This is a genomic window from Hymenobacter aranciens (assembly GCF_030580865.1).
In the GTDB taxonomy this organism is placed as follows: domain Bacteria; phylum Bacteroidota; class Bacteroidia; order Cytophagales; family Hymenobacteraceae; genus Hymenobacter; species Hymenobacter aranciens.
In genome coordinates this window covers 12,493-29,364 of the sequence record NZ_JAUQSY010000009.1, presented here as the reverse complement: position 1 = coordinate 29,364, position 16,872 = coordinate 12,493, and the positions used below count along the sequence as shown (strand labels likewise).

General features: G+C 63.5%; 17 protein-coding genes. 6 read left to right on the top strand and 11 right to left on the bottom strand.

The window, feature by feature from the left end; genetic code table 11:
- Window position 1: 1 nt before the first annotated feature.
- Window positions 2-1,453 carry a cellulose synthase family protein gene (locus tag Q5H93_RS14215; protein ID WP_305007226.1) on the bottom strand — a complete coding sequence of 484 codons (1,452 nt, stop codon included), beginning with the start codon at window positions 1,451-1,453 and terminating at the stop codon, window positions 2-4.
- 79 nt (window positions 1,454-1,532) lie between these two features.
- Window positions 1,533-2,243, bottom strand: a complete 711-nt coding sequence (locus Q5H93_RS14210) for a glycosyltransferase family 2 protein (protein ID WP_305007225.1) — start codon at window positions 2,241-2,243, stop codon at window positions 1,533-1,535.
- A gap of 129 nt (window positions 2,244-2,372) precedes the next feature.
- On the opposite strand from Q5H93_RS14210, the gene Q5H93_RS14205 reads away from it, so the two are divergent.
- Window positions 2,373-2,828, top strand: coding sequence for a peroxiredoxin (locus Q5H93_RS14205; RefSeq protein ID WP_305007224.1), 456 nt, complete (start codon window positions 2,373-2,375; stop codon window positions 2,826-2,828).
- A 10-nt stretch (window positions 2,829-2,838) separates the two neighbouring features.
- Window positions 2,839-3,315: an SRPBCC family protein gene (locus Q5H93_RS14200; protein WP_369811022.1), complete on the top strand. Its 477-nt coding sequence runs from the start codon at window positions 2,839-2,841 to the stop codon at window positions 3,313-3,315.
- Here Q5H93_RS14200 and Q5H93_RS14195 read toward each other — a convergent pair.
- The 4 genes from Q5H93_RS14195 to Q5H93_RS14180 all read right to left on the bottom strand — a co-directional run bounded on the left by Q5H93_RS14195 (window position 3,290) and on the right by Q5H93_RS14180 (window position 7,518).
- Window positions 3,290-4,483 (bottom strand): formylglycine-generating enzyme family protein, encoded by a 1,194-nt coding sequence (locus tag Q5H93_RS14195; protein ID WP_305007222.1) that lies wholly within the window; start codon window positions 4,481-4,483, stop codon window positions 3,290-3,292. The genes Q5H93_RS14200 and Q5H93_RS14195 overlap by 26 nt on opposite strands.
- 2 nt (window positions 4,484-4,485) lie before the next feature.
- Entirely contained in the window at window positions 4,486-5,829 is a 1,344-nt protein-coding gene (locus Q5H93_RS14190) for a 4Fe-4S binding protein (RefSeq protein WP_305007221.1), read from the bottom strand.
- Window positions 5,830-5,840: 11 nt separating this feature from the next.
- Entirely contained in the window at window positions 5,841-6,074 is a 234-nt protein-coding gene (locus Q5H93_RS14185) for a hypothetical protein (RefSeq protein WP_305007220.1), read from the bottom strand.
- Between the two features lie 100 nt (window positions 6,075-6,174).
- Window positions 6,175-7,518, bottom strand: a complete 1,344-nt coding sequence (locus tag Q5H93_RS14180; protein WP_305007219.1) for an NAD(P)/FAD-dependent oxidoreductase — start codon at window positions 7,516-7,518, stop codon at window positions 6,175-6,177.
- 111 nt (window positions 7,519-7,629) lie between these two features.
- Here Q5H93_RS14180 and Q5H93_RS14175 point away from each other — a divergent pair, with 111 nt between their 5' ends.
- From Q5H93_RS14175 to Q5H93_RS14165, 3 genes are all read left to right on the top strand, one after another.
- The gene (locus tag Q5H93_RS14175) at window positions 7,630-8,400 is read left to right on the top strand and encodes a DUF547 domain-containing protein (RefSeq protein ID WP_305007218.1); all 771 of its coding nucleotides are present in this window, start codon (window positions 7,630-7,632) and stop codon (window positions 8,398-8,400) included.
- 104 nt (window positions 8,401-8,504) lie between these two features.
- Window positions 8,505-8,927, top strand: a complete 423-nt coding sequence (locus Q5H93_RS14170) for a hypothetical protein (protein WP_305007217.1) — start codon at window positions 8,505-8,507, stop codon at window positions 8,925-8,927.
- Window positions 8,928-9,134: 207 nt separating this feature from the next.
- Complete coding sequence (locus Q5H93_RS14165; RefSeq protein WP_305007216.1) at window positions 9,135-9,854, top strand: carboxypeptidase-like regulatory domain-containing protein; 720 nt, start codon at window positions 9,135-9,137, stop codon at window positions 9,852-9,854.
- A gap of 86 nt (window positions 9,855-9,940) precedes the next feature.
- On the opposite strand, the gene Q5H93_RS14160 is transcribed toward Q5H93_RS14165, so the two are convergent.
- From Q5H93_RS14160 to Q5H93_RS14140, 5 genes are all read right to left on the bottom strand, one after another.
- A complete protein-coding gene (locus Q5H93_RS14160) occupies window positions 9,941-11,404 on the bottom strand; it encodes an APC family permease (RefSeq protein WP_305007215.1) in 1,464 nt (487 codons plus the stop codon).
- A gap of 105 nt (window positions 11,405-11,509) precedes the next feature.
- Window positions 11,510-12,022, bottom strand: a complete 513-nt coding sequence (locus tag Q5H93_RS14155; RefSeq protein WP_305007214.1) for a hypothetical protein — start codon at window positions 12,020-12,022, stop codon at window positions 11,510-11,512.
- 293 nt (window positions 12,023-12,315) lie between these two features.
- Window positions 12,316-12,699 (bottom strand): hypothetical protein, encoded by a 384-nt coding sequence (locus Q5H93_RS14150; RefSeq protein ID WP_305007213.1) that lies wholly within the window; start codon window positions 12,697-12,699, stop codon window positions 12,316-12,318.
- Between the two features lie 154 nt (window positions 12,700-12,853).
- Window positions 12,854-13,399 (bottom strand): hypothetical protein, encoded by a 546-nt coding sequence (locus Q5H93_RS14145; protein ID WP_305007212.1) that lies wholly within the window; start codon window positions 13,397-13,399, stop codon window positions 12,854-12,856.
- A 71-nt stretch (window positions 13,400-13,470) separates the two neighbouring features.
- Window positions 13,471-13,779 (bottom strand): GIY-YIG nuclease family protein, encoded by a 309-nt coding sequence (locus Q5H93_RS14140; RefSeq protein WP_305007211.1) that lies wholly within the window; start codon window positions 13,777-13,779, stop codon window positions 13,471-13,473.
- A gap of 243 nt (window positions 13,780-14,022) precedes the next feature.
- Between Q5H93_RS14140 and Q5H93_RS14135 the strand changes: the two genes are divergently transcribed.
- Window positions 14,023-16,749: a hypothetical protein gene (locus Q5H93_RS14135; RefSeq protein ID WP_305007210.1), complete on the top strand. Its 2,727-nt coding sequence runs from the start codon at window positions 14,023-14,025 to the stop codon at window positions 16,747-16,749.
- Window positions 16,750-16,872: the final 123 nt, after the last annotated feature.

Sequence of the window (16,872 nt, the reverse complement as noted above, 5' to 3'; positions counted from 1 at the left end):
GTTAGCGGGCGTGGCGAATGGAATAGTAGCACACCGTGCCGAACCCACTAGCCAGAAGCAGGTGGAAGGGCAGCAGGCCCAAATCGTGCGCATACACCCCAGCGGCCATGCCGAAGACGAAATAGACGGCCAGCAGACCTTCCAGCAGCACTAAGGCGTCGAGGCCGCCGGTGCGGTAGCGGCGGGCGCTGGGCTGGCTGCCGGTTTTGGGCGTGCGGATGAAGGGGCTGCGCTGACCCAGCCAGCCCAGCAGCACCGCCCGCGCATTGTGTAGCGCCAAGCCCATCGACACAGACAGAAACAGCAGGAAAAATGCCGGATAGCTGCGTCGTGGGCTGCGCTTGGTCTGGCCCAGACGCCAGGCGGTGAGGAAATAATACACCAGCGGCAAAAACGCCAGCGGGAATATCGCCGCCAGTTGAAACGCCAGCCGCCACTGCGGATGCCCGGCCTTGATGAATACCAACGGCACGCTCAGCAGCGCCATCAACAGAATGGCTACATACACACTGCTATTGAGTAAGTGGAAGGTAGCGTGAAGCTTAGTGCTCAGGCGGGCGCCGGAGCGCCACACGGTGCCAAGGTGCAGGCGGGCGGTTTCGGCGGCACCCTTATTCCAGCGGAACTGCTGCGATTTGAGGGCGTCCATCACGGCAGGAAGCTCGGCGGGGGCTACCACGGCGGGCAAATACGTAAAGTGCCAGCCGCGCAGCTGGGCGCGGTAGCTCAGGTCGAGGTCTTCGGTGAGGGTGTCGGCGCGCCAGCCGCCGGCATCGGCAATGCAGCTGCGCCGCCACACGCCGCCGGTGCCGTTGAAATTGATAAAATGGCCGCCGGAGTGGCGGCCAACCTGCTCTATGAGGAAATGCGCGTTCAGACCAAAGGCTTGCAGACGAGTTAGTAGGGAGTCGTCGGCGTTGAGATGGCCCCAGCGGGTCTGGACTACGCCAATTCGCGGACTGGTAGCAAAATGAGGGATGGTTTGGCGCAGGAAATCCGGCGGCGGCACAAAATCGGCATCGAACACAGCGATGAATTCGCCATCCGTCAGATGGAGGCCGTGGGCCAGAGCGCCGGCTTTGTAGCCCTCGCGGCTGGAGCGGCGCACGTGGCTGATGCGCCGGCCCTGAGTGGTGTGGTGGGCTATGCGGGCGGCCACCAGCGCCACGGTATCATCGGTGGAGTCGTCGAGGACCTGGATGTGCAGCAAATCAAGTGGGTAGTCGAGGACCGCAGCGGCGTCGATGATGCGCTCGGCCACGTTGCGCTCGTTGTAGAGCGGCAACTGCACCGTGACGTGGGGCCAGGCCGTCGGCGCTGGTGGGAGGGGAGTTGGCTGGGCGTAAGCTCGTAGCGCCAGGCGCGTAAGCTGCCACTGCACCACGCTGAAGCCGATGATAAACAGCAAACAAAGGCCGTAAAGTCCCAACAGTAAAAGGGGCAAAACCGGCATCAGCAGAGGGAAGAGGAAATAGCGGGACGCATGGGGAAAGCCAAAGCTAGGGGTATTTTTCGGCCGACCTACGAAAAAACTACCAGTAGCGGAAGATGGTCCACAGAATTTTATAGCCGGCCCCGATGGTGCCGCGCACCGTGCCTGATACTTTGCTCACGCCGATACGGCGGCGGTAGCGCACGGGTACTTCCACGGTGCGCAGTCCCTGCCGGGCGGCCTTCACCTGCATTTCCACGGTCCAGCCGTAGGTTTTGTCCACCATGCCGAGTTGTTGCAGGGCCTCACGGCGGATGGCGCGGAAGGGACCCAGGTCGGTGTGGGTGCCGCCGTAGCGCAGGCGCAGCAGGCGGGTGGCCAGCCAGTTGCCGAAGCGCTGCTGCGGCAGCAGGGCGCCGCGCTCGCGCTCGCCCAGGGCGCGCGAGCCGATGACCATATCGGCCTCGTCGCGCAGGATTGGGGCCAGCACGGCGGGCATTTCGGCGGGGTAGTCGGAGTGGTCGCCGTCGAGGAAAACGATAACAGCGGGCTGCTGCTCGGTGGGTTGGGCAAAGTAATGCGCCATGCCAGCCAGGCAGGCGTGACCGTAGCCGGGGCGGGGCTCGTGCAGCACGGTGGCCCCGGCGGCGCGGGCGCGGGCAGCGGTGTCGTCGCTCGAATTATTATCCACTACCACCACTTCCTGCACCAGTCCGGCCGGGATTTCGGCCAGTACGAGGGCAATGGACTGGGCCTCGTTGTAGGCCGGAATGATGACGCCGATGCGGGGCGCAGGTGGGGCAAGGGACATGCGGGAAAACAAGTGGCGCCGGGAGCGGTTTGGCCAGGCAGGCGCGGAACTACGCGCCCACAAAGATGCCGCTGCCAGCGTAAAGCTCGTCGGTAGCCGACTTCCGGCCATGAATATTCTTTCAAAACTATGCTCCAGGTAGGTCAGTCCGCCCCCGATTTCAGCCTCAAAACCACCACCGGTACCGATTTTCGCCTCAGTGAGCAGCGCGGCCGGCACCTGGTTTTGTTTTTTTATCCCAAAGACGAAACGCCCGGCTGCACAGCCGAAGCCTGCGCCTTTCGGGATGAATACCAGGATTTTCAGGACCTTGGGGCCGACGTTATCGGCATCAGCTCCGACAGCGAGGCTTCGCATCAGAAATTTACTCAGAAAAACCGCCTGCCCTTCCCGCTGCTCGCCGACATGGGCGGCAAGGTGCGCAAGCTCTATGAGGTGCCGCGGGCGCTGCTGGGTTTGCTGCCGGGCCGCGTAACGTTTGTGGTGGACAAGGAGGGAGTTATCCGCTATATTTTTAATTCGTTGAGCGGCGCTACCGACCACGTCAGCAAAACCAAGGAGGTGCTGCAGACGCTGGAAGCCTGAGCCAGGAGCTATGCCGCGCATTGAGATGAGCACGTTTATCGCAGCCCCACCGGCGGCTTGCTATGCGCTGGCATTGAACACGCAAGCACATGCCGAATCAGCTAAGCAAACTGGCGAGCGGGTGTTGGCAGCCCCGCCCGGCGGGCAGCTGCAACTGGGCGACGTGGTGACCTGGGAAGGCCGGCATTTCGGCCTGCGCCAGCACCTGACGGTACGCATCACGGCCGCCACGCCGCCAACGCATTTCCGGGATGAGCAGGTGCGCGGGGCCTTTCGGTGGCTGCGGCACGACCATTATTTTGAAGCCGTGGCCGGGGGAACGCACATGCGCGATGTGTTTGATTTTCAAAGTCCGGTGGGGTTCGTCGGGCGCTGGTTCGAGCAATTGTTTCTGACGCGCTACCTGACGGACTTTCTGCGCCAGCGCAATGCGGTGCTTAAGCAGATGCTGGAAGCTGAGATTAGCGTTTCTGGTTTGGAAAGCTAAGCTCGCACACGCAGCGGAACCCCACCGACGGGGCTGGCCCCGCATAACGGCCCCGCGCCTTGATGGAGCAGGCTTCGAGCGGGTCGAGGTAGCTGCCGCCCTTGGTGAGGCCGGGCTCCTGCACCAGTTCGGCCACGTTGCCAGCCATTTGATAGAGGCCGTAGAAGTTTTGCGGCAGGCCGAAGACGTAACCGGGGGTAGGCAGGGCCAGGAAGTAGGGAGCCGAACGCTGACAATTAAATTGAATGAGCTCCGGTGAGGCTTTATTAAAGGCTTTTACATCGGCACGTACTTGCTCAATGACCTGGGTGCTGCGCGAGCGAGTGCGCAAGTAGTCAGCGGCTTTTAGCTTAATCCGGGCGCGATTGATGGCCTGTGGTACGCCATAAGGCTCGGTGGCCGCATAAATACTGCCCGCCGCGTATTCCCATTCGGCCTCGGTGGGCAGTCGGTAAGTCATTACCATATAGTTGGGGTGAGTAGGGCCAAATTCACGGTAATCACTCAGGGATTTGGTGGTGACGGCTGAGCGCCAGCGACAATACGCCTCAATCTGCGTCCGGCTCAGGCCCACTACCGGGAAGTAGCGATAGAACGGGTCGGTGAAATAAGTGGGGAGTGGCAGGCTGGCGGGAGCTGGGAAATAGCGGGCTGCAATTGCCTGGCCCGAGTCGCGAACGACATAATTCAGAAAACCTTGCCATTCGATGTTAGGTAGTTCTACTTCGTCAATCAGCAGGGCAGAAGGAGCAATCGGTGTTGTACCGGGGGCTTCGAATGGTTGATGAAACGCCGAGTTAAAATAAGTTTTGCGAAGAGCTGCCGGCACTCGCGCAGGATACTCGCTTTGGGCAATAGAGTCAGCCGCAGAATTACTTAGCGTAGGCAATGCCTTTACTGTGGTTATGCGTCGATATTGATGGTACTGCGTGGCGCCCGGCTGCCGACGAAACAATATAACCCGGTGGTCGGGGTAGCCGGTGTAGTCGGAGGGCGTGAATAGCGCGGCGGCGTTGGGCGGGTACAAGGTCAAATCGGTAGCCAAGCTATTCCAGGGCCGCTGGCTGGTGGGCAAATCGGGCTGGCTGTGCCTGTAAGCCGAACAACCGCAGAGTAATAGCAGGGTGAATATGGCCCCAAGACTGGTGGAAATAAATTTGGTTGGCATACTTAACTCAGTATTCGCAGCGAATCGGCGTGAATAAGCGTCGAGGCCAGCAGTCGGCCTTCGCGCGGTCCGTTTTCGAGGTTGAGCACGCCGCGGGGGCACACGGTGCTACACACGCCGCAGCCCACGCAGCTGGCCCGCACGATGGGCGCGCCGCGCTGGGCGTACTGCTGCACGTCGATACCCATCTCGCAGGCATTCGAGCAGTTGCCGCAGGAAATGCATTGGCCGCCGTTGGTGCTGATGCGGAAGCGGGAGAAATGTTTCTGGAGCAGGCCCAGGTAGGCAGCCATCGGGCAGCCGAAGCGACACCACACCCGGCTGCCGAAAATAGGGTAGAAGCCCACGCCCACTACACCCGAAAAAATGGAGCCGATGAAAAAGCCGTACCACTGTGCGGCCTTGCCGGAGATGCTGCCGAGCAATACGTTATGCGTAGCAGTATTCAACCACAGTAAGGCGGTAATAAGAATAATCAGCCCGAAAATGGGGTAAATAATTCGCACTTCCCAGCGCCAGGCGGCGCGGCTTTTGTCGGCGAGGTGGCGGTAGGGGTCGCCGGCGGTTTCGGCCAGGCCGCCGCAGCCGCATACCCAGGAACAATACCAGCGCTTGCCGTAGAAATAAGTGAGTATCGGCGTGGCGATGAAGGACATGGCCGCGCCCCAGAATACCATGAACACGCCCAGCGCCTGGCCGTTATCAATTAAATAACCGACCGTGCTCGGAAATAAATAATCGTACTTCAGCGGCCAGAAATAGCTGAAATAAAACTCTGGTTTCTGGAATAGCTGGAGCAGCCCGGGTAGGATAAATGCAAAGCCAGTCTGGAAAAACATGACTGACAGCGTGCGGATTGCCTGGTAGCGCGAGTGCCGGTATTTCCACAGTGCCCGGGCACCCATCAGCGCCACGGCCAGGGTGTAGAAAGTGCCGTAGAGAAACCACTGGTCGGCAGGCCGGCCGCGCAGGCTGTGGCTGAAGCCATCGAGCGGGCGGATGAGGTGCGTGAGATAGTCGGGAAACCAGTAGAGGATGATGTAGAAGCCCGTCAGCACCAGGCCCGTAACCCAGGCCGCGGCGCCGCGGCTGGTGCTGGCGCACTGCCAGAGGCCATCCTGCCTCACGCCGGCGGGTTGCTGGCCGTATTTCAGCCAGCTCCAGCCTAAGGTGCCGACGCTCAGCAGCCCCAGTGCCGCATAAAACCAGGTTTGTTGCCGGTGCGGGTCGGCATCGGCTAAGGTGAGGAGCAGGCCCAGCAGCCCGGCGGCCACGGCCGTCAGGGCAGCCCTTTCGAAAGGCAGCCGGGCGGGTAGCGGTGGGGCAAGCTGGTAGGCGTCAGGCATCGGTGAGCTGGCTAGTGGTGGTGATGGTGGTGCCCGCTGCTGGGCTTGCCAAAGAGGTTCAGCAGGGAGCCCACCACGTAGAGCCCCGCCCAGCATACGTAGAGCCAGCCGAAGCCGGTGGGCAGCGGGCGCGCCACCAGGTATTTGATAATCAGGTGTGCCGCCCCGCTCATGATGAGCCCGGTCACGGCAATGAACTGGTAGCTGTTGAGGGCCGAGGGGCGGTATAATTTCTCGAAATCCACGGAAAGGGGGTTAAAAGTGAAAAGTTAAAGGTTAAAATCTGCCGGGGAGTGGTTGGGTTTCCGAAGACCTCGTTTTAACTCTCCACTTTTAACTCGTAACTCAGAAAAACAGCCTGCGCTTAGGCCGGATTGCGATGGCCTGTTGCGGGAACTGCTGATTAAATGCCCGTACGATAGCCGCTTCGTGCCGGGGAAAAAACTCGGGGTCAAAATTAGCTTCTGCCAGCCGGGCCAGCACCGTGGTCAGCGGCGTACGCTGCCGAATCCACTGCTCGCAGACGGCGTGGCGCAGGCGCAGGCCCAGCGCATTGAAGCCGGTGACGGCTTGCGAGTCGCTGGTTTCAAAATAAATACGCAGCGCTACTTGCCGCATCGGGTGCTGCCAGTAGAAACTACTGAGGCCGTCAGTCGGGGCGACGGGGGCACGGCCGTAGGTCTGATATTCGAGGTTGAAAAACTTAGCTGAGTTGAACCAGATACCGCGCCGGTAGGGGGCGGGCTGCCCCGCAATGGTGTGGGCCACGGTTTCGCCCTGCATGCGGCCGGTGTACCAGAGCTGTTCGATGGGCACCTCGCCCGCAGCGGGTAGGCGGTGCTGGGCACAGTCGCCGGCGGCGTACACGTGAGGGAGGGTGGTTTTCAGATACTCATCCACTAGAATGCCCTGGTCGGTTTCGAGCGCCGGGGCCGTGCGGGCCAGCGTCAGGTTGGGGCGCACACCAGTGGCCAGGCCCACCCATTGGCAGGCAATTTCTTCGCCGGCCGTGGTGCGCACGGCCCGTACGCGGCCCTGCGCGTCGCCCAGAATTTCGCGCAATTCCGTGTGGTAGCGCACGGGAATTTGATTCTGTTTTATCTGATAATCAACGAGCGCGGCTTCTTCCGGGGGCAGGCTGCTGGACCAGTAGTGGGCGTCACGCACCAGCAGCAGCGGCTCGATGCCGCGCGAGTGCAGCATCTCGGCCAGCTCGATGCCGATGAGGCCGCCGCCCACCACTACGCCCCGCCGGATACCGTGGATATCGCGGCTCAGGGCTTCTAAATCAGAGAGATTGTAGAAACCCTGCACGCCGGCCAGGTGCTGGCCGGGCCAGTCGTGGAAGCGGCTTTCGGAGCCGGTGGCCAGCAATAGTGCGTCGTAACTTAAGGTCAGCCCGTTGCTAAGGCTTACGCGCTGCCCGGCCGGGTGCAGCGCGGTGGCGGTGGTATGCACCAGGTCGAGCTGGTTTTCGCGCCAGAACCAGTCTTCGTAGGGCTTGATGTCGGCCAGGCGCAGGTGGCCCATGTACACGTACATCAGGGCTGTGCGGGCGTAATGGTGCAGGCTTTCGCCTGAGACGATAGTGATGCGGGCCTCGGGGCGCAGGCGGCGCAAGGTCAGGGCGCAACTGATGCCGGCGATGCCGTTGCCGATGATGACGAGGTGGAAGGGAGCGGCGGTCATGAGAGTAGCAAGTAAAGGTAAACCCCGGGCCGGTTCGGAACCCGGAAAAAGCCAATTTTCGGTGCGCCGGTGTTACTTTGTAGTCATGTTTCACTTTTCATTTCTACCCCGATGAAAAAATTTCTGCTACCCCGCCGTTGGTGGGTGCCGACGGCGCTGCTGGGCGCCCTGCTGCTGGCCGCGCCGTTGCTGGCCCTGAAGCCACACGCCCCGCCCACGCCCAACCTTGCGGCGGCCACTACGGCATACTTTAAGAAATTTGTCGATGCCGAGGGCAACGTCAACTACGCCGCCATCAAGCGCAACCCGCTGGAGCTGCAGGCGCTGCTGCGCCGCATCGAAACGTTTGACGCGGCGGCGGCTACGGAAAATGACCGTAAGGCCTTTTACCTCAATGCCTATAATGTGCTGGTCATCGGCGAAGTGGTGGCGCGCTACCCGCTCGAATCGGTGCAGAAAGTGCCGGGTTTTTTTGATAAGAATACCGTGAGCGTGGCCGGCGACAAGCTGACGCTGAACGACCTCGAAACCAAAAAAATCCGCGAGCCTTATGCCGACCCGCGCACCCACTTCGCGCTGGTGTGCGGGGCCAAGGGCTGCCCCCGCCTCAACCGCGAGGCTTACGTGGGCAACCTGCTCGACGCCCAGCTCACGGTGCAGGCCCGCCGGGTGCTGCAGGACCCCGCATTCGTGCGGGTGGATGCGGCGGCTAAGAAAGTCCACCTTTCGGAAATTTTCAAGTGGTACGAGGCTGATTTCAAGGCCAGCGGCAAAACCGGCGTGGCTTACGTCAACCAGTTCAGAGAGGGTAAATTGATTCCGGCCGGCTATGCGGTTAGTTACTACCCCTACGACTGGAAGCTGAATGACGTGAAAAGGTGAGTAGAGGCGGGATAAGGAAATGGAAACGCAAATGATAACGCCCGGCGCTCATTCGCGTAAACCTCTTCACATTCTCACTCCATCACCTCTTCACCCCCAACAATATGCTTCCCGACAACATTTCCGGCGACGGTACCAACCCCGACGAAGGCGAGCACGCCGATATCATCAGCAACGGCAAAGTATCGCATAACGAGCAGCTGGAGAAGGAAAAAGAATACCAGCAGGACCAGAGCAACAACAAAGCCAGCAACGACCCCACGGCCCACCGCAACACCGGCGCCCACGGCTACACCCAGCGCGACAACCAGAAGGACCAGCTCGAAAACCTGCACATCCACGGCTCCGAAACCGAGCCCCAGGGCGGCAACAACCACTCCGATTCCAACGAGCAGTCGCAGGGCCCGGGCTTCGAAACCGAGGGCAGCGTGGACCTTTCGAACGGCGTGCGCAGCCAGGACCAGGACTTTGGGGCCAAGGCGCCCAGCGGCCCGGCCAAGCCGGCTAATGAGGCAAGCGGCCAATAAATCTAACAGTTACAATTGCTCGGCGCGGCCGACTTTGCACCAGCGGAGTCGGCCGCGTTTTTTATTTGACGTCGATGCACCGGAAATTACGCGGCCGCCTGTCCGATTTCACTCGCCAAACCCCTAACTTGCGGACGACTTCCTGCGGCCCCCGGCCCGGTTTTTCTTTATTCTGATTTTTGCCTTCAAAAATTCCCATCTTGCCCAATGGCCCAACAGCTACCCACCCCTGACGACGAACAAATCGACCCCAACGTGGCCGCCGAAGAAGAAGAGCTTTCGGCGGGCAACAACCGGCTGGCCCTCATCCTGGGGGGCATCATGCTGGTGCTGATTCTTGGTTACGTGCTGTTGCCCAAGGGCAACGGCAGCGGCCTGGCCTCCGTCACGCCCAGCTTCATGCTCGACGATGCGGCTGTGACCGGCACCATGCCTACGGCGGCCGACAGCATTGCCGCCGGCCTGAAAAAGGCGCCGGCCACTGAGGCCGCATCCGACGCCCCGACTACTACTGCCCGCCCGGTAGCCTCGGCTGGCGCGGTGGTACCGGCTGCCCCGGCTGCGGCTCCGCAAGTAGCTGCCGAAATGCCCGCCGCCGCCGCGCCCGAGCCTGAAGCCGCGCCAGCCCCCGCCGCAGCGCCCGAGCCCGCCGCTCCCAGCAGCGAAAACCTGACGGGCCGCATCCTCGATGAGAACGGCAAGCCGCTCATCGGTGCCACGGTATTTCTGAAAGGCAGCAGCAAGGCTACCAGTACCGATGCCAACGGTAACTACAGCCTCGAAGTGCCCGGCGGCGCCGACAACACGCTGGTGTATGGCTACGGCGGCTACCAGGACGAAGTGGTTAAATCGCGCGGCAACCAGCCCGTGAACGTGACCCTGACGCCCTCGCCCAGCAGCGGTGGCGGCAAGAAGCGCCGCCGCTAGGCCGTTTCGAGTTATGATGAAAAAATGCCGCCGCTTGACTCAAGCGGCGGCATTTTTTTATTTATGTCGCGGAATTAAATTCCGCCTTACTCGCGCTGAAACTTGCGGCCAAACAGGAAATACACCGGCAGGCCCAGCGCCACCAGCCCCAGCCCGCGCCGCGAAAACTCGGCCGTGTCGGGCGCGATGAGTAGGATAATGCAGAAGGCCGTGGCCAGCAGCACGTAGAGGCCCGGAATGACCGGGTAGCCCCAGGCGCGGTAGGGGCGGTGGGCATCGGGCCGGGTGCGGCGCAGCACGAAAATGCCCACGATGGTGACAGCGTAAAACAAAATCACCGAGAACATGACGTAGTTGAGCAGTTCGCCGTAGGAGCCGCTCAGGCAGAGCAGGCAGGCCCAGAGGCACTGGGCCCAGAGGGCGCGGCCGGGCACGCCGTTGCGGTTCAGCCGAGCCAGGCCGGGGAAGAACAGGCCGTCCTTGGCCATGGCGAAGTAGGCGCGGGCGCCGGAGAGGATGATGCCGTTGTTGGCCCCAAAGGTGCTGAGCATGATGAGCACCGCCAGCACGTAGGCGCCCGCCGGCCCGAGCACCGACTCGGCCACGGCCGTGGCCACGCGGTCGTCCTGCGCATACATGATGCCGCGGCCGGCCACGGTGGTAGCCTCGGGCGAGCCCACCAGCGGCAGCGTGAGCAGATACACCACGTTGATAAGCAGATAGAGCGCCGTGACGATGGCCGTGCCGATGGCCAGGCTGCGCACCAGCGTCCGCTCGGGGTTCTGGATTTCCTCGCCCGCGAAGCCGATGTTGTTCCACGAATCGGAGCTGAAGAGGGAGCCCGTCATGGCCATGCCGATGGCGATGACGAGGGTGGTGCCGCTGATGGGCACGGCGGCGCCGGTAGGGCCGTGGCGCATGGCCGTCCAGAGGTCGTGGAAGTTCAGCTGAATGGCTTCCTGGTTCAGCCCGAACGCCACGCCGAGGATGATGAGCAGCGCCAGCGCCACCAGCTTGGTGCTGCTGAGCACGTTCTGGATTATTTTACCGGTGCGCACGCCCTGGGCATTGAGGGCGGTGATGCCGACGATGAGGATGATGGCCAGCAGCTGCACGCTGCTGAATGGCAGGCTGCCGATACGAAACAGCTCGTGCTTCACGCTGAACCACGGCACGAGCACGCCGGTGAATTTGGCGAAAGCCACGGCCACGGCGGCGATGACACCGGTTTGAATGACGAGGAATAGCGTCCAGCCGTAGAGAAAGGCGGTGAGGCGGCCAAAGGCTTCACGCAGGTACACATACTGCCCGCCCACTTTGGGGAACATGGCGGCCAGCTCGCCGTAGCTCACGGCCGCCGCCATGGTGATGAAGCCGGTAAGCAGCCACACCACCAGCAGCCAGCCCGTGGAGCCCACCTGCCGGGCAATATCGGCCGACACGATGAAGATGCCCGAGCCAATCATGCTGCCCGTGACGAGCATCGTGGCGTCGAAGAGATTGAGCGCGCGCTGGAAATGCGGCGCGGAATGGGGTTGAGGTTCGGCCATAAGGGAGCAGTAAAAGATGATGAAGCGGGGAAGATAAAGCGCTACAGCGCAATTTCCCGGTTATCGTCTTTTGGTCCGGAGTCTCTCATGGCGCTTCGGGCGTGCTCAGAACTCGCTCCGGTCGTACCAGCTGCGCATGCGCCAGGGCTCGGTGCGGGTTTTGCGCACGAGCACCAGCCGGGCCGTGCCGGCGCCCGAAAACCGCTCATCATCGCGCTGCTCGATGGTGAGCAGGAAGGAGCGCTCCACGTAGGCCACGGTGTCGGAGGCCAGGGTATCGGAGCTGGGCAGGTACTGCGTCCACTGCAAATTGGTGCTGCGGGCGGCCCGGAAGAGGCGGTAGGTAGTGTTGGCGTCCACGTCGCGGGTCCAGGAGCGGTCCACGTTGGCGGCGAAGTCGCGGTAAGTAAACACGAATTTCGGGTCGAGCAGTTGGCCGTAGAGCGTGGAATCGCGCAGCTGGTAGGCGGCCCGGAAGCGGTCGAAGAAGCCGCGCACGTACACGGGGTTGCCGAGCAGCTGGTTCTGGTCGGTAGGCACCTCGTCGAGGGCCGGGGCGAAGGGGTTGCAGGCCGCCAGCAGCAGGAGAGGAGCAAGAGTGGCGGCGGGCAGCTTCATGAAGCGAAAGATACGATAGAACGAGAAACTCCCCTCCTTGGAAAGGAGGGGATGTTGCGCTGCAAGCGCAACGGGGGTGGTTGAGTCGGTCGCGCCGTTTGGGGCGGGAAAGGGCTGTTAAAAAGCAAAGTAGCAACCGACTTGCGCCAGTTGCTACTTTGCTTCTGATAAAATAATTCTTTCCTGATAAGTTACTTTGTTCTGTTATCACCCAGACGGCGCGACCGGGCGAACCACCCCCGTTTTGCCTGCGGCAAAACATCCCCTCCTTTCCAAGGAGGGGAGTTTTCGTGCTAGGGACGTACTGCGAGGGCCTCGAACTCGGGCACGAAAGCCGCGTTGGTAGGCAGAGCCTGCAGGGCAGCTAGCTGGTCGGCGCGCAGCACGGCGCGCAGGGCTTCGGTGAGGGTGGGGGCGGGGCCATACAGGGCCGGGTCGGCCTGGGCCAGCAGGTTGCGGTGCAGCACGCACACCTGGTGGGGCTGCAGGCCCAGGGCGTTGGTGAGCTGCACCTGGAAGCGGGCGAGGTGCTCGGCCTGGGTTTCTACTTTCTCCACCGGCGTGTGGCGGCGCTTGAACAAGTGGGGCAGGTCGGAGCCGGCGACGGGGGCGGCGTTGACGAGGCGTACCGTGAGGAGGAACGAGAGGATGTAGAGGAGGGTGAGCAGCTTGTTCATGGTATCGGGAGGGCCGGCGGGGTGGGTTTTGCTTGCCGGCGACGATACAAAATTGGGGGGCTGCGGGAGGGGGTAGGGCGGCTTTCCGATGAACCCGGGTAGATTCACGGCCAATGGAAATTTTCACCCAGAGAATGGTTTGGGGGCCCGGCGGCTAGCGCGTGAAAAAATACCGTTTCAGGTCGGTCCAGCAGGGGGTGGTGCCGGTGCGCTGGTCGCGCCATTCTTTGATTTTCCACTCGTTGTCGCGGCGGCGCACCACCACCAGCCGGATGCTGCCCTGCAGCAGGCTGGCATGGAAGGCGGTGTCCTGCTGCTGCACTTTCAAATCGTAGAGGGCCGTGATTTCGACCGAATCGACGCTGAAAGGGTTGTCGCGCCGGTTGCTGAAGGTGAGCGTGTTTTTGACGCCGGGCACCGAGCGGCGGCTGAGGTTGGTGAAGTACGTGACTTCCTCGGGCACGCTCCAGTTGGCGAAGATGGCGGTGGCGGAGCCGCCCGCGCTGGTGGGGTCGGGGATGAAGCGGTAGTCGGCCCCGCGGAAGCTGCGCTCGTAGTTGGCGGGGTTCACGTTTTGCACGGCCGTCACGAAGTTGCTCAGCAGGATGTCAATCTGGGTGGGTTGCACCCACTCGCTGGCGGTGGTGGCGGGCTCGGGCTCGCGCAGCTGGAAGCAGGCGGGCAGGGCGAGCAGGAGCAAAAAGAACGTCATCCTGAGCCGACCGCAGGGAGGCGAAAGGACCTCGCCCGCTTCGTTGAACGATGTACTGGTTAACCTGTCCATGTTTCTAAATCAATAGCCTGCCACGTTGGATTCAATTGCTCTACCAACGTATTCTTTTTGGCCCGGTTCCAGAGCTTGATTTCTTTTTCGCGGGCAATAGCGGCGGTGGGGTCGGGCCAGTATTCAAAGTAAACCAATAAATAGCATTGGTAGCGGCCGGTGAAGGTTTTGGGGTTGCCGCGGCTTTGAATATGCTGATGTAGGCGGGTGCGCAGGTCGTTGGTAATGCCGGTGTAGAGGACGCTGCGCGTGGCGTTGGTGAGAAGGTACACGCAGTAGCGGTGGGCGGCGGACATAGAGGGGCAAGGTTGGTGATAGAAAGATAATGAATTAATCAGCACGTCATCCTGAGCGCAGCGAAAGGACCTCGCCCGCGCCGGCTGCAGCAGTAATCAATTACCACCACAACGAAGCGGGCGAGGTCCTTTCGCTGCGCTCAGGATGACGTTCTATTTAGCCTCTTGCTGCCACCCCGCGACTTGCTGCCACCCCGCGACGCATTCCGCCGTACTTTCGTCTTTCCGACCACCCTTTGCTGCATGTCCCGCAAGCTTCTACTGCTTCTTTCGACGCTGCTGCTGCTGCTGGCCACCTACGTGTATTACCGCCGCACGCTGGCGGCGGCGCCCATCGACCCCTACGCCCTGGTGCCCGACGATGCCGTGCTGGTGCTCAGCACCCACGACCACCCGACGCTGGTGCGCCACCTGCAGGAGGCGGGCCTGTGGGACAACCTCACGGCGGTGCGCTACTTCCAGGAGGCAGCGGGGCATCTGGCGCTGGCCGACAGCCTGGGCCGCACCACGGCCCGGCAGCGCGGGCTGCTGCAGCTGCTGGGCCGAAAGCTGGTGCTGACGAGCGTGCACGTGACGGGCCCGACGACGTTTGACGTGCTCTATCAGATTCCCTTGAGCCGGGTGAGCGAGTACCGGCAGATGCGGGCGCTGCTCGAAACACTGGGGCGCGACGACCGGTACCGGCTGAGTACGCGCGAGTATGAGGGGCAGGAGTTTACGGTGCTGACGGAGCGCAGCAGCGAGGCCAGCCTGACGGTGTTTAACTACCGCAACCACCTGCTGGTAAGCTCGTGCCCGGCGCTGGTGGAGGCGGCCGTGCGCCGGCTGGCCCACCCCGAGGCGCCCACGGTGCTGGCCAATTTCAGCAATACCGACCTGCTGAAGGTGCGCGACCTCGATGCGACGGTTTTTCTGAATTACCGGCGGCTGCCGAAGTTTCTGGACGTGCTGTTTCGGACGGAGGCACACCGGCAGTTTGATTTGCTGACGGGCATTGCGGCCGATGGGCTGCTGGGGCTGCGACTGAGCGGCAGCCGGGCGGAGCTGCAGGGGTTTTCGAACCCCGAAACGGCACGGGGCTCGCTGCACCAACTGCTGCAGGGGCAGCCCGCGCAGCCCCTGGCCCTGGCCGAGGTGCTGAGCACCCGCACGGCCCTGCTGCTGCACCTGGCCGCCGACCCGGCCCGGACCTGGCCGGCCAGCGCGCCGGTGGCCGACTCGGTGGCGCAGGCGGGGCGGGCGGCGCTGGATAGCCTGCGGGCCAGCCTCGGCCAGGAGCTGACGGTGGCCTGGCTGGCGGCCCCGGCGGCGGGCACGGCACCGGGGCGGCTGGTCTTTGTGCGCAGCCCGCGGCCGGCGCGCACCACCGAGTGGCTGGCCCAGCTGCGGCGTATTAATGGCAGCTCGCCGGCTTTCACCAAGGTGGGCTCTTACCAGATTCACGCGGCGGGCTTTGGCGAGGCGGCGGTGGTGGGGCCGTTGCTGGGCACGCCGGGGCCGACGGACCGCGCCGGGGCCAGCGCCAGCGCGGTGGTGGGCGACTACTTAGTGCTGAGCGATGCCGGGACGCTGGCCGGCTACCTCGCCGACGTGGTGGCGGGCCACACCTGGAGCCAGAGCCCCGAGCAGGTGGCGTTTTTGCAGAAAACGCTGCCCCGCGAGCGGCTGGGCCTGTACGTGGACACGCGCAACAGCTGGCAGGCCCTGCTGGGCGCCCTCACCGAGGAACGCCGCGCCGGGCTGCTGCGCAACGAAACGCTGTGGAAACGCTTTCCGCAAATGGCCTGGCAGCTGGCCCCGCCGGCGGATGAGCGGGCGGCGGGTGAGCAGTATTTTACCCAGCTAATTCTCCATCACCCCAACCAGGAGCCCGGCCAGACGCCCGGCACGGAGGCCGCCAGCGGCCGGCTGCTGACGTTTAAGGAGACGCTGGTGGGCAGCCCCTTGCTGCTGGCCGCGCCCGGCACGCGGGTGCCGACGGTGGTGGTGCAGGATTCGGCCCGGGTGCTGCACTGCGTGAGCCCCGACAATGGCCTGCTGTGGGCCGATACGCTGGAGGGCCGGGCGGTGGGGCTGACGCCGCTGCCCAGCGGGCTGGTGCTGGGGGCGGGCAACCGCCTGCACCGCTTCGGGCCGGATGGCCGCGAGGCGCTGCCCTTCCCGCTGAACCTGCCCGATACGATGCGCGTGACCGACGTGGTGGCTATGGCGGGCAGCGCCTCGCAGCCGGCGCGGCTGCTGGCCCGCACCGCCGGCAATGCCCTGGTGCTGCTGGATGCGCAGGGGCGGCAGTACGCGGGCTGGCAGCCCAAGCGGCTGGAGGTGCCGCTGGCCGGGGCACCGGCGCTGCTGAGCGTGGGTGGGCGTGAGGTGGTGGTGGCGGCGCTGCAGAACGGCTACGTGTATGCCTACGACCAGCAGGGCGGGCTGTTTCCGGGCTTTCCGCTGAGCATGGGGGCGCGGCTGGCGGGCGGCATCGTGGTGCAGGCGGGGGCCACGCTGGCCCGCTCGCGCCTGACGGTGGTGAACCAGCACGGCGAGTTGCTGACCTTTAGCCTGAGCGGCGACGTGCTGAGCCGGCGCCGGGTGGCGACGTGGAGCCGCACGGCGGAGTTCCGGCTGGTGCCGGACCAGCGGCGGGCGTCGTTCGTGATTACCCGCAACGATGGGGGGCGGCTGGATGTGTTTCGGCCGGAAGGGGCGGCGGGGCCGCTGCTGAGCCGGGCCTTCGTGACGAGTGGGGCGAAGGGGGTGCAGTGGTTCGACTTTGGGCGGGGGCGACAGGTGCTGGCCATCACGGAGCCGGGGCCGGGGGAGGTGTATTTGTTTGATGCGCAGGGGCTGCCGCTGGCGGGCGGGGCGCTGCCGAGCACCGGCACGGGGGTGGGGCTGGCCTTTGATGAGGGCTCGGGCACCTACCAGCTGGTGCGGCTGGTGGGGCGCGAGCTGCGGCGGACGGACTTTCGGTAGGGAAGTGTCGGCGGGCGGTAGGAGGGTGCCGGCAGGTGGTAGGAAGGCGGCGGCAGGTGGTAGGAGAATGCCGGCGGGCGGTAGGAAGGTGCCGGCGGGCGGTAGGAGGATGCTGGACGGTGG